Origin of the sequence: Spirosoma endophyticum (genome assembly GCF_900112365.1) — a bacterium.
Classification (GTDB): Bacteria; Bacteroidota; Bacteroidia; order Cytophagales; family Spirosomataceae; genus Spirosoma; species Spirosoma endophyticum.
Genome location: NZ_FOLQ01000009.1, coordinates 131,547 through 151,927 on the forward strand (window position 1 = coordinate 131,547; position 20,381 = coordinate 151,927).

At 47.2% G+C, this 20,381-nt stretch carries 17 protein-coding genes and 1 tRNA gene; 11 read left to right on the top strand and 7 right to left on the bottom strand.

The window, feature by feature from the left end; genetic code table 11:
* Positions 1 to 64 precede the first annotated feature (64 nt).
* The 4 genes from BM202_RS21580 to serS all read left to right on the top strand — a co-directional run bounded on the left by BM202_RS21580 (position 65) and on the right by serS (position 4,233).
* Positions 65 to 760, top strand: coding sequence for a tetratricopeptide repeat protein (locus tag BM202_RS21580; RefSeq protein ID WP_093829983.1), 696 nt, complete (start codon positions 65 to 67; stop codon positions 758 to 760).
* Between the two features lie 201 nt (positions 761 to 961).
* The gene (gene ribH / locus BM202_RS21585; RefSeq protein WP_093829985.1) at positions 962 to 1,462 is read left to right on the top strand and encodes a 6,7-dimethyl-8-ribityllumazine synthase; all 501 of its coding nucleotides are present in this window, start codon (positions 962 to 964) and stop codon (positions 1,460 to 1,462) included.
* Positions 1,463 to 1,539: 77 nt separating this feature from the next.
* Positions 1,540 to 2,880 (top strand): aspartate kinase, encoded by a 1,341-nt coding sequence (locus BM202_RS21590; protein WP_093829987.1) that lies wholly within the window; start codon positions 1,540 to 1,542, stop codon positions 2,878 to 2,880.
* Positions 2,881 to 2,961: 81 nt separating this feature from the next.
* Complete coding sequence (serS, locus tag BM202_RS21595) at positions 2,962 to 4,233, top strand: serine--tRNA ligase (protein ID WP_093829989.1); 1,272 nt, start codon at positions 2,962 to 2,964, stop codon at positions 4,231 to 4,233.
* Here the strand turns inward: serS and BM202_RS21600 are convergent.
* Both BM202_RS21600 and BM202_RS21605 read right to left on the bottom strand, forming a co-directional pair.
* Positions 4,230 to 4,505, bottom strand: coding sequence for a hypothetical protein (locus tag BM202_RS21600; RefSeq protein WP_093829991.1), 276 nt, complete (start codon positions 4,503 to 4,505; stop codon positions 4,230 to 4,232). The genes serS and BM202_RS21600 overlap by 4 nt on opposite strands.
* Positions 4,506 to 4,593: 88 nt before the next feature.
* Positions 4,594 to 5,871 (bottom strand): DUF349 domain-containing protein, encoded by a 1,278-nt coding sequence (locus BM202_RS21605; RefSeq protein ID WP_093829993.1) that lies wholly within the window; start codon positions 5,869 to 5,871, stop codon positions 4,594 to 4,596.
* A gap of 74 nt (positions 5,872 to 5,945) precedes the next feature.
* Between BM202_RS21605 and ettA the strand changes: the two genes are divergently transcribed.
* Positions 5,946 to 7,613, top strand: a complete 1,668-nt coding sequence (gene ettA, locus BM202_RS21610; RefSeq protein ID WP_093830169.1) for an energy-dependent translational throttle protein EttA — start codon at positions 5,946 to 5,948, stop codon at positions 7,611 to 7,613.
* A gap of 54 nt (positions 7,614 to 7,667) precedes the next feature.
* On the opposite strand, the gene BM202_RS21615 is transcribed toward ettA, so the two are convergent.
* Entirely contained in the window at positions 7,668 to 8,699 is a 1,032-nt protein-coding gene (locus BM202_RS21615) for a PorP/SprF family type IX secretion system membrane protein (RefSeq protein ID WP_093829995.1), read from the bottom strand.
* A gap of 231 nt (positions 8,700 to 8,930) precedes the next feature.
* On the opposite strand from BM202_RS21615, the gene BM202_RS21620 reads away from it, so the two are divergent.
* Together BM202_RS21620 and ruvB are read left to right on the top strand one after the other, a co-directional pair.
* Positions 8,931 to 12,119, top strand: a complete 3,189-nt coding sequence (locus tag BM202_RS21620; RefSeq protein WP_177236645.1) for a T9SS type B sorting domain-containing protein — start codon at positions 8,931 to 8,933, stop codon at positions 12,117 to 12,119.
* Positions 12,120 to 12,219: 100 nt separating this feature from the next.
* Positions 12,220 to 13,248: a Holliday junction branch migration DNA helicase RuvB gene (gene ruvB / locus BM202_RS21625; RefSeq protein ID WP_093829997.1), complete on the top strand. Its 1,029-nt coding sequence runs from the start codon at positions 12,220 to 12,222 to the stop codon at positions 13,246 to 13,248.
* Positions 13,249 to 13,334: 86 nt separating this feature from the next.
* Here the strand turns inward: ruvB and BM202_RS21630 are convergent, their stop codons facing one another.
* The 4 genes from BM202_RS21630 to era all read right to left on the bottom strand — a co-directional run bounded on the left by BM202_RS21630 (position 13,335) and on the right by era (position 17,258).
* Positions 13,335 to 13,640, bottom strand: a complete 306-nt coding sequence (locus BM202_RS21630) for an ArsR/SmtB family transcription factor (protein ID WP_093829999.1) — start codon at positions 13,638 to 13,640, stop codon at positions 13,335 to 13,337.
* Between the two features lie 238 nt (positions 13,641 to 13,878).
* Positions 13,879 to 14,808, bottom strand: a complete 930-nt coding sequence (locus BM202_RS21635) for a DMT family transporter (RefSeq protein ID WP_093830001.1) — start codon at positions 14,806 to 14,808, stop codon at positions 13,879 to 13,881.
* A gap of 107 nt (positions 14,809 to 14,915) precedes the next feature.
* Positions 14,916 to 16,223: a ribosome biogenesis GTPase Der gene (gene der / locus BM202_RS21640; protein WP_093830003.1), complete on the bottom strand. Its 1,308-nt coding sequence runs from the start codon at positions 16,221 to 16,223 to the stop codon at positions 14,916 to 14,918.
* 99 nt (positions 16,224 to 16,322) lie between these two features.
* Positions 16,323 to 17,258: a GTPase Era gene (gene era / locus BM202_RS21645; RefSeq protein WP_093830005.1), complete on the bottom strand. Its 936-nt coding sequence runs from the start codon at positions 17,256 to 17,258 to the stop codon at positions 16,323 to 16,325.
* 144 nt (positions 17,259 to 17,402) lie between these two features.
* Between era and BM202_RS21650 the strand changes: the two genes are divergently transcribed.
* The 4 genes from BM202_RS21650 to BM202_RS21665 all read left to right on the top strand — a co-directional run bounded on the left by BM202_RS21650 (position 17,403) and on the right by BM202_RS21665 (position 20,332).
* A tRNA-Met gene (locus tag BM202_RS21650) sits at positions 17,403 to 17,475 on the top strand.
* A 145-nt stretch (positions 17,476 to 17,620) separates the two neighbouring features.
* Entirely contained in the window at positions 17,621 to 18,388 is a 768-nt protein-coding gene (locus tag BM202_RS21655; protein WP_245776740.1) for a hypothetical protein, read from the top strand.
* A complete protein-coding gene (locus BM202_RS21660; protein ID WP_093830007.1) occupies positions 18,385 to 19,650 on the top strand; it encodes a glycerophosphodiester phosphodiesterase in 1,266 nt (421 codons plus the stop codon). The genes BM202_RS21655 and BM202_RS21660 overlap by 4 nt, the downstream gene beginning before the upstream one ends.
* A 4-nt stretch (positions 19,651 to 19,654) precedes the next feature.
* Entirely contained in the window at positions 19,655 to 20,332 is a 678-nt protein-coding gene (locus BM202_RS21665) for a hypothetical protein (RefSeq protein ID WP_093830009.1), read from the top strand.
* The last annotated feature ends 49 nt before the right edge of the window (positions 20,333 to 20,381 follow it).

Here is a 20,381-nt window from a genome sequence, read left to right on the forward strand (position 1 = left end):
TTTGAGGGTTACGCTTTTCCGTAATGGTAAATATTCCTAATTTTGCAATCCAAATTGCAAAAGCATGAGCAAGAAGAATCCCGGCCTGGACTTTTTAGAAGACCCGGACGCATTAGAAGGAAGGTTGGAGGATGTTGGTGATTATTTCCAGCAAAACAAAAATATTGTACTTGGTATACTCGGTGGCATCATGCTACTGGTTGTTGGCTTCTTTGGCTATCGATACTACGTAGGTACACAGGACGAAACCGCTCAGGTTGAGCTGTTCCCTTCTGTTTATCAGATCGAAGCCGATTCGCTAAAAAAAGCCCTCAGTGGTGATGGCCGAAACCCAGGTTTGTTGGCGGTCGCTGATAATTATGGGTCAACGCCGGCCGGTGATCTGGCCGAGTTTTATGCCGGTATCGGTTTGCTGAAAGAAGGTAAATACGACGACGCCATCGAGCGTCTGAAGAGTTTCAGCTCGTCTGACTTACTGGTTCAGGCGCGTGCTTATGCGCTTATCGGCGATGCCTACATGGAGAAAAAGAGCTTCGACGAAGCGGCTGATTACTACCGTAAGGCGGCTGACTACAAGCCGAATAAATTTTTTACGCCTGGTTATTTGCTGAAATTAGCCATTGCTCAGGAGCAGGCTAAGCAAAACGATAAGGCTATCGAAACCTATAACAGCATCATTATTACGTACGCTCAATCCGCCGAAGCCGCTAGTGCCAAAAAGTATAAATCCTTACTTGAGGCAACCGTCGGTGAGTCGTAAGCGTACTGGAATACTTCAATACTGCAAAGGACAAAGCCGAACCGGTTTTGTCCTTTTTTTGTCTGAACCAAGATTTATTCGATTTGAATGATTTACATGATTTTACTTTCAGTGAAAGTGAAGAACAAAATCATGAGACTTATTCCAATCCCTATTCAGACAGTCAAGAAAATCATTTAAATCCTGTAAATCCTGGTTCAGATGGCATCTGATTTAAAAAACCTTAGCGTCTTTTCAACGGACGAATTACCCGATATCAGTCATCGGCGATTTGCTATTCTGGTATCCGAATGGAACACGGAGGTTACCGAAGCCCTTTTCGAAGGAGCATACCAAACATTGCTTCAGCATGGAGCGAAGGCAGAAAATATTATCCGGGGCAATGTACCGGGCAGCTATGAGTTGAGTTTAGGCTCTCAGTGGCTTGCACAACGTGCTGATATTGATGCTGTTATTGCGCTGGGTTGTGTAATTCAGGGCGAGACCAAACACAACGATTATATCAATCATGCTGTAGCGCAAGGACTGACGAACGTATCGCTGAAAACGGGTAAGCCTGTCATATTTGGTGTGCTTACGCCGAATGATCAGCAACAGGCGATTGACCGGGCGGGTGGTAAGCATGGCAACAAAGGTGATGAAGCTGCTATCACCGCCGTTAAAATGCTAGGATTACAGGAACAAGTTTATAGTAAGTTTTAAAGAGTGAATGAGTGAAAGAGTGTTTCCACGGCTTTCCTGTTCACTCATTCACTCATTCACTCATTCATTCTTTAAAAATGCACGTCTGGAAATTTGGCGGCACGTCGGTCGGGAAACCCGAGCGTATGCACTCCATCCGAAACCTGATTACCAGCGACGATACCCGTAAAATCGTCGTCCTGTCGGCTTTGTCCGGCACTACCAACGCATTATTGGCTATCGGCGAATCGCTTAAAGCAAACGATGATGGCGAAGCTAATGCGAAAATTGATACGCTGAAAGCCCATTACGATAGCTTCATCAATGAATTGTATAAATCGGCCGAAGGCAAAGCGGCTGGTCAACAAGTTGTTGAGAATGAGTTCTCCTTTATCCGGTCGCTGACGGGTATCAAACCCTTTACGGTCAAACAGGAGAAGGAGTTGGTAGCCGAAGGTGAGTTACTGAGTACTCAGATTTTTCAGGCTTATTTGGTTGAGGAAGGTGTTACGTCGGCTTTATTGCCCGCGCTGGAATTCATGCGGATTGACGCCGACAATGAGCCGGAAATCCACTACACGGAAGAAAAACTCGCCGAAATATTGCCTTCGCATGCGGACACGCAAATCATTGTAACGCAGGGTTTTATTTGCCGGAATCCTCGTGGCGAAGTAGACAATCTAAAACGGGGTGGTTCTGATTATACAGCGTCGCTGATTGGCGGAGCGATTCGGGCGGAAGAAATCCAGATCTGGACGGATATTGATGGAATGCACAACAACGACCCACGTATCGTAAAAAATACGTTTCCGGTACGTGAATTGACCTTCGATGAAGCCGCTGAGCTGGCCTATTTCGGTGCAAAGATTTTGCACCCATCGACTATTACACCCGCTCGGATGTTTGGCGTTCCGGTACGTCTGAAAAATACGATGGAACCCAGCGCGCCCGGTACGCTGATTGCCGACCGTCCCGGAGCGCCGGCCACATCAAGTGAGGTATTTAAAGCTGTGGCTGCTAAAGACGGTATTACGGCTTTGTATATCCACTCGACCCGTATGCTGAATGCTTATGGGTTTCTGCGTCGGATTTTCGAGATTTTCGAGAAGTACAAAACACCGGTCGATATGATAACCACTTCGGAAGTATCGGTGTCGGTTACGATTGATAATACAGAGCGCATTCAGGAGATTACGGATGAATTAAATACGTTCTGTACGCTCGAAGAACCCGATTTCGATCAAACCATTATTTGTATTGTTGGGAACTTCAGCGCTGACAATCAGGGCGTAGCGGTACGTGTTTTCAACGCAATGCAGAACATTCCGATTCGGATGATTTCGTATGGCGGTACCGAGAGTAACCTATCTCTGCTCGTGCATAGCCGTTATAAGGCCGAAGCCCTCAATGCGTTGAACGACGGACTGTTCTCTGTGTAAGGCGAGCAGCCTCAGTGACTAGATGTTGGAATTGCCAAATCCCTAATTGACTAATACTGGCTTTTCGCCAGAACTAATACCATGCTGCAACTCAATTTTATCCGCGAAAATAAAGAAACCACGCTGGCTGGCCTGCGCAAGAAGCACTTCGCCAACGCCGAAGCAGTGGTTGACCAGGTGCTAACGCTCGACCAGCAACGGCGCGATACACAACGAGAGCTTGACGATGTGTTATCGCAATCCAACGCCAAAGCGGGTCAGATTGGTGCTTTAATGAAAGCCGGAGATAAAGTTGCTGCCGAAGCTGCTAAAGCCGAAACGGCTAACCTGAAAGCACGCTCGAAAGACCTAGCCGATACGCTCCGGCAAATTGAGGCTGATCTACAGGCCGTTATGGTAACGATTCCAAATCTGCCGCATAGCAGCGTTCCGGAGGGACGTAGCGCCGAAGATAACGTAGTGGTGCTTGAGCATGGTGAGAGACCTACGCTCCATGACGCAGCTCAACCGCACTGGGAGTTAATTAAGAAATATGATATAATTGACTTCGAACTAGGTGTCAAGATTGCTGGAGCAGGCTTTCCTGTGTATAAGGGCAAAGGAGCCAGAATTCAGCGGGCAATGATCAACTTCTTCCTCGATGAAGCCATGAAAGCCGGTTACATCGAAGTGCAGCCACCCATTGTCGTCAACGAAGATTCTGGTTTTGCAACGGGACAACTACCTGATAAAGAAGGTCAGATGTATTATGTTACGGAAGAGAAATTGTATTTAATTCCAACCGCTGAGGTACCAATCACAAACATTTATCGGGACGTAATACTTCCCGAACATCAATTGCCGGTTAAAAATGTTGGATATACACCTTGTTTCCGGCGCGAAGCGGGGTCATGGGGTGCGCATGTGCGAGGCTTAAATCGCTTGCATCAGTTTGATAAGGTTGAAATCGTTCGGATCGAGAAAGCCGAAAATTCATATGCTGCTTTAGAGGAGATGAGCCTGCATGTACAGTCGTTGCTGCAAAAGCTAGAACTTCCCTACCGTGTGCTACGACTTTGTGGGGGCGATATGGGCTTTACGTCGGCCCTGACTTACGATATGGAGGTATGGTCGGCTGCACAGCAGCGTTGGCTGGAAGTTAGTTCTGTCTCGAATTTTGAGACGTACCAAGCCAACCGACTCAAGCTCCGCTCGAAGATTGACGGAAAAATGCAACTCATGCACACGTTAAATGGTTCAGCGTTGGCGTTGCCACGTATTCTGGCGTCGATTCTGGAAAATAATCAAACGCCAGAAGGTATCAAAATTCCAACGGTGTTGGTTCCATACTGCGGATTTGAGGTGATCAATTAACAGTCGCAGGAGTAATTGGCGTAACCTGGGTAACGAGGTGATAGCTTGCCTGAAACACTGATTACGCGATTAAGAGGGACCACGTCACCCGTCGCTAATTCGAGATGTTCGACACCATTCCGAGAAAAGAGTTGCTTAATGGTTACGTCGGTTTTGATGAATTCGTTTAAATCAGTCAGGTACTCAAGACGAACGAATTTGCCGGGAATAATTGCTGCCCGAAAGTCATTCTCGGACGTATCGATGTTAGTTTGATTCGATGTAGTTTCCATATTTGATAAACAGCGTAGTAAAACGAAACGTGCCCCAGCTCAGAGCTGGGGCACGTTTCGTTTTATTAACGCCAACTGATATTTCTGATCAATACCCTACCGTTTCCAGTTGCTTCTGTAATTCGCGCAGAATGGTTTCTTTCATGGCGATTTTACGCTTCTGAGTATTAATCTTGTTCAACACCTGTTTATCTTCGTCATTATTGGGATCAAGACCGTCGGCGTCCTGTAAAGCAAATTGTAGATCGTTTTTCTCCCGTTTAACGAGGTACTCCATCTCCCGAATTTTCGTCCGAATCTGTTCTGGCTGACTTTTTAGCTCAAAAGCTGGATACTTGCGCGTTAATACACGGCCGAGGTAGCTCAGCTCAAAAATCTTGTCGCAGGCAGCTCGGAAACGTTCATTCAAGGTTTTGTCCTGCAACTTGAACGGTACGCGAACTTCTTTCCAACTATTGAGCAGCACTTTAGCCCGCTCGGCTGCCGCGAAAATGTCAGATTGTTTGGAAAGCTTTTCGGCTTCGTCAGCCATTTTCATCTGGGCTTCAATACGCGGATCAATTTTCGGGACGATAACAATACCTTTCGCGTCGTTGTACTTAGCGTAAAACATGGTTGTCGCCTTCTTAAACTGCTTGTACAGTTTCCCGCTTTTCTTGATCGGTACCTCACCAACGGCTTTCCAGGCATTGTTGAGTTTCCGAACTTCCTGAAAGGCAGCATCCAGATCGCCCAGCCGATTCGCACGAAAGGCTAGCCGGATGAGTTCATCGTACTTGTCCAGACGCTCCTGAATGACCTTGTTTTGCTCGTTAAAGAATTCGCGCCGACGTTGAAAAAAACCATCCAGTAATTCCTGGAAACGACCTTCAATTTCGGCATCGACTGTCTTGTCAACAGGCCCGGTTTTGATCCATTTCGTCTTTATCTCCTGTAAGGCATCGGCTGTTGTTCGCCAATCAGTACTGTCGACAACTGCTTCTGCTTCGGCAATCAGGGCTCGTTTGATGTCGTAATTCTTGAGCTGATTAACTGTAATCAAATCAGCCAACAACTTTTCCTGAGCATCCAGGCGGTCGAGCAGGGGCGGAAAATCACCGAGCGCATCGAAGCCAATAAGTTTCTTGCGGAGCTGCACCAGTTTGGTTAGGTACGACCCTTTGTTCTGAGCCTCTGCAATGTCACTCTCTAGCTGACTGACCTTGTTTTGGGCAATGATGAAGCGATTTTTAAAATAATCGAGCGCTTCCTGCTCAGTTCGTTTGACTTCGCCAATCTGGCGGTCTTCATAATTCAGGTAGCCTTTCAAAAATACCTTTCCGTCTTTGACGTAACCGTATTCGTCTACCAGTGAAGCGTTTTCCATTACTGTACTTGGTTAAGGCTGCGCTGTGGGTTAAATTTGAGGAATATTACCAACCACAAATCTATCAGAAATTAATGAGTCAGGAAACCATAATTTTCTCTATGGCAGGCGTGAGTAAAAATATTCCGCCCAACCGACAAATCCTAAAGAATATATACCTTTCCTTTTTTTATGGTGCTAAAATAGGTGTTTTGGGCTTAAATGGTTCTGGTAAGTCTACGTTACTTCGCATCATCGCAGGCCTGGACAAAAATTATACCGGCGAAGTCGTTTTCTCCCCTGGCTACTCGGTTGGTATGCTTGATCAGGAGCCGAAATTTGACGCCGGTAAAACGGTTCGTGAAATAGTTGAAGAAGGCGTTCAGGAAGTAGTAAACCTTCTGAAAGAATTCGATGAAATCAATGAAGCCTTTGGTGATCCTGACGCCGACTTTGATAAACTGATCGCCCGCCAGGGTGAAGTACAGGAAAAAATTGACCATTTCAACGGTTGGGAACTTGACCAGAAACTTGAACGGGCCATGGATGCACTACGTTGTCCACCCGCCGAATCGGTCATTGATAACTTGTCAGGGGGCGAAAAACGTCGGGTAGCCCTGTGTCGTCTTTTACTTCAGCAACCCGATGTATTGTTGTTGGATGAGCCAACCAACCACCTCGATGCTGAATCGGTTCTGTGGTTGGAAGAACACCTACGCCAATATGCGGGTACCGTTATTGCGGTAACACACGATCGCTATTTTCTGGACAACGTAGCCAGCTGGATTCTCGAACTGGACCGTGGTGAGGGTATTCCCTGGAAAGGAAACTATTCATCTTGGTTAGAGCAGAAGCAGAGTCGACTTGCCAAAGAAGAGAAGACTGAATCAAAGCGGCAAAAAACACTCCAGCGTGAGTTGGAATGGGTGAAAATGGCGCCCAAAGCGCGTCAGGCTAAATCGAAAGCACGTTTGGGAGCCTACGAGAAATTGCTAAATGAAGATGCTAAGCAGCGTGATGAACGACTTGAAATTTTCATCCCGGCAGGCCCACGTCTGGGGGCGAAAGTGATTGAAGCGGAGGACGTAGCAAAAGCCTTTGGTGATCGTCTCTTATTCGAGCATTTAGGTTTCCGACTGCCGCAAGGCGGCATTGTGGGAATCATTGGTCCGAATGGAGCCGGGAAAACCACACTTTTTAAACTGATTACGGATCGTGTTAAACCCGATGCTGGCACGTTTGAAGTAGGTGATACGGTAAAAGTGGCCTACGTAGATCAGGAACACGACGGTCTCGATCCAAATAAGACCGTATTTGAAACGATTTCGGGGGGAAGCGAGTGGATTATGATGGGCGGAAAACAATCGAACGCCCGTGCCTATGTAAGCCGATTCAACTTCGCCGGAGCGGATCAGGAAAAGAAAATTGCTACGTTGTCGGGCGGGGAACGCAACCGGGTTCACCTGGCCATGACGCTAAAAGAAGGTGCCAATCTGTTGCTTTTGGATGAGCCGACCAATGACCTTGATGTCAATACGTTGCGAGCATTAGAGGAAGGGCTTGAAAATTTCGCTGGCTGTGCCGTAGTCATCAGCCACGACCGCTGGTTTCTGGACCGTATTGCCACGCATATTCTAGCCTTCGAGGGCGACTCTCAAGTCTACTGGTTCGAAGGAAATTTCTCAGAATATGAAGAAAACCGTCGCAAGCGCTTAGGCTCTGACGCGACACCGACGCGGATACGGTATAAGAAGTTGGGATGAAAAGAATAAGGGTCAGATTTCAAAATCTGACCCTTATTCTTTTTGCAAATGACACTAAAACTTCGGACAGGGCAGCTTTTTATCTCGTTTGCGGACGCCCGGCTGGCGCTTTTCGGGTCTGTCAAAAATATAGGAAATCGATATTTCGTGTGAGCCACCACTGTTGCCCAGCGTGGAAACCGTTACGTCGTAGCTATACCCGATGGAGAATTTATCCATTCGATAACCGATCAGCCCGGCTATGGCATCATGGTTATTGAGCGTCTGGTCGTATTTCTTGAACGGAATACCGCGATAATAAGCACCAATGGTTATAGGCGAATAGGTTAAGTAAGCTCCAATATCCAGCTGATCGTATTTGCCCTGGTGCTTGTACATTACCACTGGCGAGATACTAATTTCACGATCCTGCTCATCTGCCAGGCCCGTGAAGCCCCCGAGCGGAATCCGTAGACCCGCCTGAATACTTGTTTTCATCGGTAAGCGCTCGGTCCCACTGACGAAGAATCCCTGATCGGGACGGTTGATGTGGTGCGCCGACAAGCCAACCCAAAACCAGTCGGAATAAAAAAGGCCACCCGTTGAGAAATCGAGGTATTTATTTTTTGGCGAACCCGCCAGCAAAGTAGGGTCAGCGGAAACGCTACCCGTAATAAATCCCCGGTCGGTGAATTGGTCGCCGGTAGTCAAACCAAAATAGTTGATATTTCGGTTAACATAAGACCCTTGTAAGCCCAATCGTACGAAGGATGATTCACTCACTTGAAACTGATAGGCGTATTGCAACCCTATGTCCGTCGATTGAATCCTACCCTGACCTTGATTGTCACTTTGAATCAACAAACCAACACCACTATTATATTTCTCAATAAAATGGTCCACCGACACCATAGAGGTCACATAGTTGGTGATGGCCGGCCACTGGTTGCGGTAGTTAGCGGTGATACGTGGTGCGAGTGCCGAACCGGCAAAAGCGGGATTCAGATAAAGGGGAGCCGCGTAGAATTGAGTGAACTGAGGGTCCTGTGCCAGAGCCAATCGGCTCAGGGCAAGCGACAAAACGGTCAGTACGTATTTCTTAATCATAATGACAAAGTCGTGCAAAAGCTGAGTCAACTTCAATGTTGCAACGTTGGCGATACAAACGAAGTATTTAACAGCATGGTAACCGATAAAATTAGATGGATTTTAGGTGCTTTCTAGCGTATCTGACAATAAAATTTTAACGAGCCACCTTCGTTTATACTAACGTAACGCCCCCGTTGTTGTTATGCTGAGGAACGAATTTGCGAGGGTGGCCTTATTCAGTGTTTCTTCATGTTAATCTTTAGAGAATACATACGTATAGTTGGACTCTGGGCCGTGCTGTTTCTGCTGGCAGGAACCACCACGACTTGGGCGCAGGGGTTCAAGATCAGTGGCAAGGCCTGTGTACCTGATCAGGAGTGTAAGGCCGACTCTATTACGTTTACTGATAGTGTACTCAGTAACGTTGCAACGCGTGTCTGGAATTTTGGTGATGGAACGACCGTCACGAAACAAAATGATTCAATAGCCCGGCACGTTTACCAAAATGCTGGTACCTATGTTATTACGTTGACTCGAACCGTGAACGGTAAAACAGTAATCTCAGATGGTAAAATAAATATCAGCACTCCTCCACCGTCCTTTACCAACTGGCGTACAGATACTACCATCTGCAAGGGCGAAACAATCACACTGGACCCCTATGCTGGAAGCACTCAATCGGGCTTTAGGTACCTTTGGTATCCAAAAGGTGATACTACGCAAAGCATTCAGGTCGATAGTTCAGGCTGTTACTCAGTTGAGGCCATTAGCCCTAATGGTTGTTCTTATCAGAACCGAATAAACGTTGATGTTTGCGGAGAAAAGAAAGAGAGTCAGGGCGTTAAGTGGTATTTCGGTCAGAAAGCAGGACTAGATTTTGGGGGAGGAGGAAATCCCAAACCAATTACCGATGGTAATTTAAGTACCATTGAGGGGTCATCGTCTATCGCTAATACCAAAGGAATTCTACTGTTTTATACGGACGGCATTACGATTTATGAAAAGGATGGGAAACCGATGAAATCGCTCGTGCCGGGCGATACAAATACGGTTCAGATTCCATTGAATGGTAATACGCACTCTACCCAATCGGCTTTGATTGTCCCCAAACCCACTTGCCGGGGTTGCGAATATCTGTATTACGTATACACTACGTCCGAAATTCGTGGGAAGAAGACATTGACGTATAGTGTTGTTGATATGCGCCAGAATGCTGGTAAAGGCGCTATTGTAGAGAAAAATATTCCCATTTCTGGCGAAAGCACTGAGCAGTCAGCAGCTGTAGAAAATAAGCGCGATTCGACGTACTGGGTTATCACCCGGATTTATGGCACCAATAAATTTGAGATCCGGCACCTGACACGTAGTGAAGAGCCTACCACAACAACATATCAGGGTGGACAGGTCATTGATTCATTGGCGAATGCAGAAGGCTACATTAAAATTGGCCCTGCCGACACAACGGGTGGTAATGAAGGTAATCGCCCGATGGCTGTTGTTATTCCCGGACCGCCTACTAACTCCATTGACCTCTATACGTTTAATGATTCAACAGGCAATATGACCTTTAACCGAACGCTTGTTATAGGTCCTGCCCCGCCTAAAGCCTATGGTGTTGAGTTTTCGCCTGACGGTAAGAATCTATACGTAACAATGCTGGCCGATACCAACGCCAACGGTACCCAGAAAGGGGCATCTTATGTGCTGAAGTATGATTTAACGCAGAAAGACTCCTTGCTGACGCAGTCTAAAACTGTGGTGGATAGTAGTACGACGAGGCAATATGGCTCTGTGCAGATAGGGCCCGATGGCCGACTGTATATCGCCGTTAAAGGGAGCTCGACCCTCGCTACCATCGATAATCCAAACGGAGGTCTACTGGACAGTTTGATTTTTAATCCATCCGGGCAAACATTAGGTGGGCAAATCAGTCAATTGGGCTTGCCGAACTTGGTGGCTAACTTCAATGATCCCTCCAACGGGCCAGGTTTGACCTACGCCGATACGTGTGTCAACGCGCCAACCGTATTCCAGATTGGGCCAAACTGTCCAAAATTAAAGGAGACATATACGCTGGATTATGGTGATGGAAGTCGACCTTATTCAACGACGGCAACGCAACCCGTTACGCACGGATACGCCAAACCGGGCCAGTACTTCGTCACTTTACGAATTGTTACCCGAACCAGCGCGGGCGGTATCTGTAAAGACACGCTGATCAAAGACACGCTGACGATTGTGGAGCTACCGCCTGATATCCAACTGGGTGCCGACACGGCCGTTTGCAATAAGAAAGGGATTGTGCTTGACATGAAAGTACAGGCAAAGCTATACGTTTGGCTGGTCAATGGGTCAATAGCGAGTAGGCAAAAGACGATCACGCTCAACAGGCCCGGTTTTTATCGAGTAATTGCCTTGGCTGCCAATGGCGAATGTTTTAAAAGCGATACGATTGAGGTACAGATCAAGCCCCCGCCATCGCTCGACCTCGGTCCTGACACGGTCTTCTGTTATCGATCCTCGGTGAAACTGACGGTACCCCAGCAAACCTGGTCAACTTTCCAGTGGAGTAATGGTGGCACCGACCGGAGCACAGACGTATCACAAGCTGGTACCTATTACGTGACAGCGCAGAACTTCGCTGGGTGCGAAAACTCGGATACGATTAAAGTAAGTGAACTGCCTAAACTAAGAATGGCAGCAACACTTACCAATCCTAAATCCTGTACGTTGTCGGACGGTGCAATTGCCGTACGGCTGTTAACACCAGGAACGTATTACTATCGGTGGACGGGTCCATCGGGAAACCTGTTTGTTGATACTACAAGTCAGCAAACGGCGCTTGCTCCGGGAACGTACAAAATACAGGTAACCGATTCAATTTATGCCTGTAAAGTCGATACGTCCTTCCTGTTACCGCCACCTCCTCCGCCAGCCTTTTCACTTACGGATCTGGTTGCGTTATGCGAAGGCGATCAGGGAAAAGCTCAGCTTACAGCAAGTGGTGCAGCAGGCTTAACGTACCTGTGGTTGAGTCCGCGAACCGACACAACGAAAAGCATATTGGTTGATACGCCAGGGAACTATCAGGTGAAGGTGACCGATCCACAGGGATGTACAGCCGTAGGGCTATCCAGAGTTGTCAACCTGTGCGAACCGAGGCTTAGTGTGCCCGATGCATTTACGCCTAACAGTGACGGGGTTAACGACGATCTGAAGGTGTTCACGTCCTATATTACTGATTATGAATTCCGGATCTATAACAGGTGGGGCGAGGTGATTTTTGAAAGCAATAATCCCGATCAGAAATGGGACGGTACGTATCGTGGATCGACCTATCCATCCATGCTGTATCCCTACATTGTCAGCTTCAAAAGTGAGTCATTTCCGGATCGGCCACGCGTCGTTAAAAGGGGTACAGTTATGCTAATTCGGTAGCGATTTTCTGCGTATTTTTTCGTATATTTGATGTAAACGACCTGGTCAGAAATAGGCGATTTTTGCCTGAATTCTGACCAGATCTGTACTAACCAAAATCATGCGAAACGACTTTTTGAAAGGTTCGAACGACGGGATGACGGCTACCGATAAAGAGATAGAAAGAGCGCTTCGGCCGCTTTCGTTCGAGGACTTTACGGGGCAGGTAAAAGTGCTCGAAAACCTCGAAGTGTTTGTTCGGGCGGCTATGCAACGGGGCGAAGCGCTCGACCATGTGTTACTTCATGGCCCCCCAGGTCTGGGTAAAACGACACTGTCGCATATCATTGCTAACGAACTCAATGCCAACATCAAAATGACCTCCGGGCCTGTGTTGGATAAGCCTAGTGATCTGGCGGGTTTGCTCACGAATCTTCAACCGAACGATGTTCTGTTCATTGACGAGATTCACCGGCTCAATCCCATTGTGGAAGAATATCTTTATTCAGCCATGGAGGACTATAAGATTGACATCATGCTCGATTCTGGGCCTAATGCCCGGACGGTGCAGATCAAACTTAATCCGTTCACGCTGATTGGCGCAACCACCCGCGCCGGTATGCTCACATCACCCTTGCGGGCACGATTTGGGATTAGCAGTCGGCTAGAATATTATGATGCCAAATTGCTCACTACTATTGTGCAACGGTCGGCCGCTATTTTAGGTACCGCGATTGATGAGACGGGGGCCTACGAAATTGCTCGTCGGAGCCGCGGAACACCTCGTATTGCCAACAACCTATTGCGCCGAACCCGCGATTTTGCTCAGGTAAAAGGCAATGGCTACATCAATGTGGAAATAGCGGAGATCGCCTTAAGTGCGCTCGAGGTTGATCAGCATGGGCTGGACGAAATGGATATTCGTATCCTGACCACGATCATTGAAAAGTTTAAAGGTGGGCCAGTGGGTCTCTCCACGATTGCTACGGCCTGCGGAGAAGAGTCTGAAACGATCGAGGAAGTTTACGAACCATTCCTGATTCAGGAAGGCTTTTTGAAGCGAACCTCACGGGGACGGGAAGCTACAGAAAGAGCCTATATCCATATTGGTATTGTGCCTCCTTACAAAACCGGCGAGTTATTCAACTAAACGCTGGGTATAAAACGACAATCGGTTCAAAGAAAAACCAAAGCCGCGTCTTTCTTTGAACCGATTGTCGTTTGTCCTGATACGTGTCAGTTCAGGATTTTACTTTTATAAATGCAGTCAATTACATCGGCTACAGCCGAATCGACCAGAAAATAGTAAATGTTTTTACCACTGCGCCGAATATCTAAGATACCCTTATCGCGCATGTTGATCAGGTGATGAGAAATCAATGACTGCTCCGCATTAAGATGCTTATAAATTGCCGAAACATTCAGCTCTTTATTATCATGTAGAATCTGAATGATTTTAATACGTAGTGGATGCGCTACAGCTTTTAGTACGTAAGCAGCTTTATCGATTCTTTTTTCTTCGTCTAGTACTTCTGTAGCCATGCGGTTTTCGGTTAATTCGGTGTGAAACAGAGGAATTTATGCTGAAAGTTGATATTTAAAATTGACTAATTTCCTTTGAGTGGGCTAGAATTTATTAAAAGGTTGTTTTTCCATCCTATTATACAATGAAAGTACGTTTATACGTAGCGTTAGTCACCTATATATAAGAATTAGGATAATACCTTCACCTGTTTTATCAACGAAGAACAAGATTCAACATCAATCAGGTGAAGCTCATCTAGTCATTTAGTGGCAGTATAGCTTGCTTTTTTCCCCGCCAGCCGATGAGAAACACACCCGCTAAAACGAGTAAGGTGCCAGTAATCTGTTCGATACTGATTGTCTCGTGTAGAATGGTTGTCGATAAAATGATCGTGAAAATTGGCCCGATGCTGGCAATAATAGAGGCATTGCCAGAGCCAACTCGTTTGATTCCCTCAGCAATCATAAACGTGGGGATAACAGTTACAAAAATTCCCATACCAAGGCCCAGCGCATAAACGGGCATAGGAAAGCCGCCCAACTGTAAGCCGTTCTGTATAGCACAATGCAACACGGTCGGGACCGTAGCCGCAATCATGGCGTAACAAGTGTAGCGTTGTGAGCCAACCAAAGCAATCATTCGGTCGCTGCCAACTAAATAAACAGCATAAACCAGTCCACTTAGAATCACCCAGAAAGCACCTAATAGCACATTTTTCTGTACGGAGTTTTCGATGTTACCCCAAAACGCCAGCAGAATGCCCGCGTAAGTGAGCAAAAGCGCCATTACCTGTAGCCTTGTGACCCGGCGTCCAAAGCCAACAGCATTCATTAGCAAAACGAACGTGGGATAGACGAACAGCAGAATCCGCTCCAGGCTGGCTGTAATGTAAACTAAGCCCAGAAAGTTAAAGAAACTGGCCAGGTAATACCCGGTAATGCCAAATACCGCCAGTGACATCCACTGACGAGTGGTCAACTGAACAGGTGCTAGCTTTTGGGTCAGACGTAGCGCAATGATGACGTAAAACGGGAGCGCAAACAACATGCGCAACGTCAACAACGATATAGAATCAATGGGGTATTGATAGGCCAGTTTAATTAAAATGCCCTTCGTTGCAAAGCAAAAAGCAGCCAGAAAAACCAGAAAGGCCCCAATCCAATAACGGTTACGTAGTGAATTCATTAACTCGCATTCAAAAGTGGAAGCGGTTCTCTGGTTAAGATCGGTACTGAGTAGACCAATCTCAACCAGAGAACCGCTTCGGCAGATCGACTGAAATCTTAACTACTTTATTTCTGGCGGAAGAACACTGTAATAGGTACGCCCGTGAAATCAAAATGCTCCCGGAGCCGGTTCTCTAAGAACCGTTCGTACGCTTCCTGAATGTATTGGGGCAGGTTGCAAAAGAAAACGAACGTTGGCGAAGGCGTTGGTACCTGGAGCATGTACTTAATTTTGATATGCTTGCCTTTAGTGGCTGGGGGCGGATATTTTTCGATTTCGGGTTGCATAGCCTCATTTAACTTCGAGGTAGTAATCCGTTTGGTCTTATTTTCATAGACCTCCATCGCTTTTTCCATCACCTGAAAAATTCGTTGTTTTTCGAGAACAGACGCAAAAATGATGGGTACGTAGTCAATAGGCATCATTCGCTGAATCATCTCTTTTCGTAGCGTATCGGCCGTACGGTGATCTTTTTCAACCGCATCCCACTTATTGACCATGATGACAATGCCTTTTTTGGCCTTTACAGCCTGGCCGATAATATTCAAATCCTGCGCTTCGAGGCCACGGGTTGCATCGAGCAAAATGATACACACATCCGAGTCCTCCATTGCCTTAATGGAACGTAGCACCGAATAAAATTCGATGTTTGAGTCAACGCGGGCTTTGCGACGGATGCCTGCTGTGTCGGTCAGAATGAAATCTTTTCCGTAGGCTTTGTATCGAGTATCGATCGCATCACGCGTGGTCCCAGCGATGTCAGTGACGATACTACGGTCCTGACCGGTCAATACGTTCAGAAACGACGATTTACCAACATTTGGGCGTCCCAGAATCGCAATTCTAGGAATACCAGCGTCCGGATTTTCAACACCTTCGTTCGGAAAATGCTTGATAACTTCGTCCAGCAGATCGCCCGTACCAGATCCTGTTTGCGACGAGATTGAATACGGGTCTCCCATACCTAACGCATAGAATTCGGCTGCCCCCTGCGAGCGTTCGGCTGTTTCGGCTTTGTTGGCCACAATGTAAACTGGCTTTTTTGACCGACGTAGCACTTTGGCGAAGTCCTCATCCAAACCCGTGATACCGGTTTGTGTGTCGACAACGAACAGGATCACGGTTGATTCCTGGATGGCAATTTCGACCTGCTCGCGAATCGACTCCTCGAACACGTCTTCCGATCCAACTACGTAGCCGCCCGTATCGACAACTGTAAAATATTTATTGTTCCACTCGGCCGTGCCGTAATGCCGGTCGCGTGTAACGCCACTTTGGTTATCCATGATGGCCTGACGCTGTTCCGTTAACCGGTTAAACAGCGTGGACTTGCCCACATTTGGGCGGCCAACGATTGCAACGATGTTTGCCATGATTTGAAGTCGTGAGTCGATAAGTAGAAAGTTGTAAGTGTGGTTCTCAGTCGGGGCTGACGTAATAATACTTACGCCCTACCGACTTACGCCTTACGACTACTCTTCATACCCCAGGCGCTTGAGCATACGCTCTTTCTGCCGCCAATCGGGTTCTACTTTAACGAATTGTTCTAGATATACTTTCTTACCGAAGAAACGTTCGAGTTCTTCGCGAGCCATGATGCCCGTTTTCTTAATCATTTTGCCTCCTTCACCGAGCAGAATAGCCCGCTGGGTAGCGCGTTCAACCAAGATTTCGGCCTGGATAACAATGATGTCGTCTTTCTCCTTAAACCCTGTTACAACGACCTCGCTGCTATAAGGAACTTCTTTTTTGTAGTTGAGGAAAATCTTTTCCCGAATAATTTCCGATGCGAAGAACCGTTCAGGTTTATCGGTTAATTCGTCTTTCGGAAAATAGGGAGGATGCTGCGGCAGTCGGCTAATAATACCTTCGAATACGTAATCCATATTGAAGCCATTAAGCGCTGAAATTGGAATGATTTCCTGCGCATGGAAGCGTTCCTGCCAGTACACGATCTTCTCATTAACCTGCTGTTGAGTAGCCTGGTCAATTTTGTTGATGAGTAACAGAACCGGAACTTCCGATTTTTGAAGCCGTTCGATTACATCGTTTTCGTCGTGCTCTTCAAAAATGTCGGTCACAAATAACACAACATCGGCATCTTCGATCGAACCACGAACAAAACTCATCATGGATTCATGAAGTTTATACAGCGGTTTGATGATGCCGGGGGTGTCGGAGTAAACGAGCTGGAATTCCTGGCCGTTGTGGGTTCCGTTAAGAATACCCATAATCCGGTGACGAGTAGTCTGGGCCTTGGCGGTGATGATAGACAGTCGCTCACCGACCAATTGATTCATCAGAGTTGACTTGCCGACGTTTGGCTTTCCAACGATACTGACGAAACCTGCCTTATGATCGGTCGTGTGATCGCCGATCGGGAAATTTGCACTATTTTCTGGATTCATTCGTAGGTGATCCCGCTGGTTGATTACCAGTGGCTTTAGCAAACAACTCTCCGATGAAAAAAAACGTTTCCGATCGGAAATAAACTTTTTTTACAAAGGTACTTGTTTTTTCAAAAAGTTGCCGTACTTTTGCAGTCCAAACATCGCGGGATGGAGCAGTTGGTAGCTCGTTGGGCTCATAACCCAAAGGTCGCTGGTTCGAGTCCAGCTCCCGCTACTAAGGAAAAGGCCACTGAAATTCAGTGGCCTTTTTGCGTTTAGCCCGACAACGTAACATAAATCCTCTTTCCCGCGTTTATCTCACTCAAGTGTCCCCACATTCGCAAGTGATACATTCTTTACATATTCGCAAACATCTATATATGTGGGTAGTTTGCTTATTGTTTGTAAGTACATCGGCTGATGCACAACGAGAGCGGCAAAGACCAGACCTGCGGGAAAGACGTGTCTTCCCGCCAGGGCATCCACGCTACGTGCCACCCGATACACAACAGCCAGAAATTTATTTTCCACAGGCACCCGTTCCAGGCAAATGGCGTCGATCAATTGGCGCTGTATTTACGACGACGCCCCCCGAACTGACTGAAGAAGTGCGGGTGAGTGTACCGGCTATTGATTTCAACATCCAGCGAGGCTTAACAAAGCACTTGTATTTTGCTGGCCGCATACAAACACAAGTCGTCCAGAGTAATCTGGGGATAGGCTTGCGTTGGGCTACTCAGGTCAGCAAACGGACGTTTATAGGGGCTGGTTATGATCTGAACGGCTGGTTTGGAGCGTTACAAATCAAAGATGTCTTTAATAGCCAAGCATACGGCGTGCAAACCTTCCCCAGTCTGTCGGTTGGTTATCGCTTAACGAGGGACGTTCAGTTATCCGTTAGAACGGAAGCGATTCTGGATCTGTATTATCGCTCTCAGGTTGGCAACCTGGCCGTTGTGTATGATCAGCGACGTATCAACGGCGTAGCATTTACAGTGGTACTTGAACAGCCATTTTATGATAATAAGCATGTTTCACTAGGCCTTAGAGCGGCTTATTCTAATTTCAATTGGCAGCTCTGGTCGCTCTACGACACGTTCGATCGAAACCTGTTCTACCCACAACTTATTTTCGGCTTTATCCTGTGAAATCGTCTGTTTATATCCTGCTGGGCTTGTTGCTTATCGGTTTTGAGAGCTGTCGAAAAGACTACGAAGCGCCAGTACCTTATACGTTTACCAACACACCCGGTTCCGGACGATTTGTGGCGTCTGTTCGACAAACGATGGAGGGCGTCTATGGGGTTACCGATGGAGTTGGTCAATTCGGCGATCAGGTTGCACTGAAGTGGACGTATGTGCTAAATGGCGCTGATACAACGCATTATCTGTCCATTTTTACGGGAGTAGACGTTGGCTATTTCAACCTGGAGGGTGATCCCAAAGCGGACAATCTGGTGCTGAATGGCTACTGGCGAAAACTGGTCAATACGTCTACTGGTCTTGTTCGCCTGACAGTGCGGACAAAGCATAATGGCGTATTAGAGCCTTACACTGGTCGCCTGGCTACCGGTGATACACTGGTTGTCGATGGGCTGTACGGTGAAAATAGCGGGACGCCAACGCAAAAATTAACACTTACGTACCGGCGACCCCTGAATCAAAGACCCTTTTCGATTTTGGCGCACCGGAGTGGAGGACGTACATCGGATTTGCTGCCTGCGTCAGAAAACTCCCTGGAGATTATAAAACTGGCTTCGCGTTTGGGAGCAACGGGCATAGAAATTGATGTGCGCTATACCAAGGATGGGGTGCCAATTCTCTATCACGACAATACACTTAACCTTAGGCTCATCCAGAAAAGTGGGTTGACCGGGCCTATTGAAGCTTATACGTACCAACAATTGAATACGCTTGTTCGATTGGTGAATGGGGAGAAAATTCCAACACTGGAAGAAGCTCTGGAAACCGTTATCAATAATACATCGCTGAATTTTGTATGGCTCGATACCAAATATATTGGTCCGATGGACAAAGTACAGGCTATTCAGCAAAAATACCGACAGAAGGCTATTCTGTCTCGACGAGATCTCCGAATCATAATTGGTCTGCCTTCTACCGACGCGGTGGCATCCTACCAGGCTCTGGCCGATAAAGAAAATACGCCCATCTTATGCGAGCTGGACACGGCGACTACGCTTGGTTTGGGCGCACGCATCTGGGCTCCTCGCTGGACGTTAGGACCTCAAACACAAGAGGTATTAGCGATGAAAGCTGCCGGGCTGACGGTGTTTGTCTGGACGCTCGATGAACCGAAATTTATTCAGGAATTTGTTAGTCAGAACAATTTCGACGGTATTCTGTCTAATTATTCGCCGATCGTTGCGTATTACCACTACGTAGAGCAGTAATTGTATGAAGGTTCATTTATCAATTATAGTCTGGATGGTTTGCCTGTTCGCTGGCAACGTAACGATTCTTGCGCAATCGCTTGAGCAACAATTATCGAATCAAACAGGTCCGGACTCAGTTAAGGTTGTTTCAAAACGTGGCCCTTATACAATCGTTGTGTCGGCAGGCAGTGGCTTATCCTACTACTCAACGCATTTGGGTGTTCCCGCGTCTTTAGAACAGACCCATGTCAGCCGTTTTGGGGTTCCCGCCACACTACGTGCCATGTGGTATCCCGATCATCGGCTGCGCATGGGTCTGGAAACAGGCTGGACAACTATGTACAGTTACCGGGGGCTGGTGGGAAATGAAACGGCGCATATGTACGTATCGGTCGTGCCCGTTTTGCTGGTATTTTCGATGCCACTGGCCTGGTTGAGCGGAACTGAACGTAGTATTGCCCGGCGACTTTCTATTACGGGAGGCACTGGCATTTACATCAATCACTCACGGCTCGATTATGCGGGTACCGTCATGGCCAATACAAATAGTTTAGGATGGATGGCGGCTGCTTCCTATACCTATCCCATTAGCCGCCGGGTTCGGGTAGCGGGTGAATTGAAATGGTATGATGCCGTAGCGGCTGAGAATGCTGCATTTACCGCCGAAGTTCAGTTCGTATGGCGTCCATTTTCATGGTAGATATCAATGGGCGGGGTATAAAACGTTGTTGATTGAGAAAAAAGAGCGT

Excerpts from the sequence above, each read along its gene's own strand:
- BM202_RS21580 (WP_093829983.1), top strand. The coding sequence starts at position 65 with ATGAGCAAGAAGAATCCCGGCCTGGACTTTTTAGAAGACCCGGACGCA.
- ribH (WP_093829985.1), top strand. The coding sequence starts at position 962 with ATGGCATCTGATTTAAAAAACCTTAGCGTCTTTTCAACGGACGAATTA.
- BM202_RS21590 (WP_093829987.1), top strand. The coding sequence starts at position 1,540 with ATGCACGTCTGGAAATTTGGCGGCACGTCGGTCGGGAAACCCGAGCGT.
- serS (WP_093829989.1), top strand. The coding sequence starts at position 2,962 with ATGCTGCAACTCAATTTTATCCGCGAAAATAAAGAAACCACGCTGGCT.
- BM202_RS21600 (WP_093829991.1), bottom strand. The coding sequence starts at position 4,505 with ATGGAAACTACATCGAATCAAACTAACATCGATACGTCCGAGAATGAC.
- BM202_RS21605 (WP_093829993.1), bottom strand. The coding sequence starts at position 5,871 with ATGGAAAACGCTTCACTGGTAGACGAATACGGTTACGTCAAAGACGGA.
- ettA (WP_093830169.1), top strand. The coding sequence starts at position 5,946 with ATGAGTCAGGAAACCATAATTTTCTCTATGGCAGGCGTGAGTAAAAAT.
- BM202_RS21615 (WP_093829995.1), bottom strand. The coding sequence starts at position 8,699 with ATGATTAAGAAATACGTACTGACCGTTTTGTCGCTTGCCCTGAGCCGA.
- BM202_RS21620 (WP_177236645.1), top strand. The coding sequence starts at position 8,931 with ATGTTAATCTTTAGAGAATACATACGTATAGTTGGACTCTGGGCCGTG.
- ruvB (WP_093829997.1), top strand. The coding sequence starts at position 12,220 with ATGCGAAACGACTTTTTGAAAGGTTCGAACGACGGGATGACGGCTACC.
- BM202_RS21630 (WP_093829999.1), bottom strand. The coding sequence starts at position 13,640 with ATGGCTACAGAAGTACTAGACGAAGAAAAAAGAATCGATAAAGCTGCT.
- BM202_RS21635 (WP_093830001.1), bottom strand. The coding sequence starts at position 14,808 with ATGAATTCACTACGTAACCGTTATTGGATTGGGGCCTTTCTGGTTTTT.
- der (WP_093830003.1), bottom strand. The coding sequence starts at position 16,223 with ATGGCAAACATCGTTGCAATCGTTGGCCGCCCAAATGTGGGCAAGTCC.
- era (WP_093830005.1), bottom strand. The coding sequence starts at position 17,258 with ATGAATCCAGAAAATAGTGCAAATTTCCCGATCGGCGATCACACGACC.
- BM202_RS21655 (WP_245776740.1), top strand. The coding sequence starts at position 17,621 with ATGTGGGTAGTTTGCTTATTGTTTGTAAGTACATCGGCTGATGCACAA.
- BM202_RS21665 (WP_093830009.1), top strand. The coding sequence starts at position 19,655 with ATGAAGGTTCATTTATCAATTATAGTCTGGATGGTTTGCCTGTTCGCT.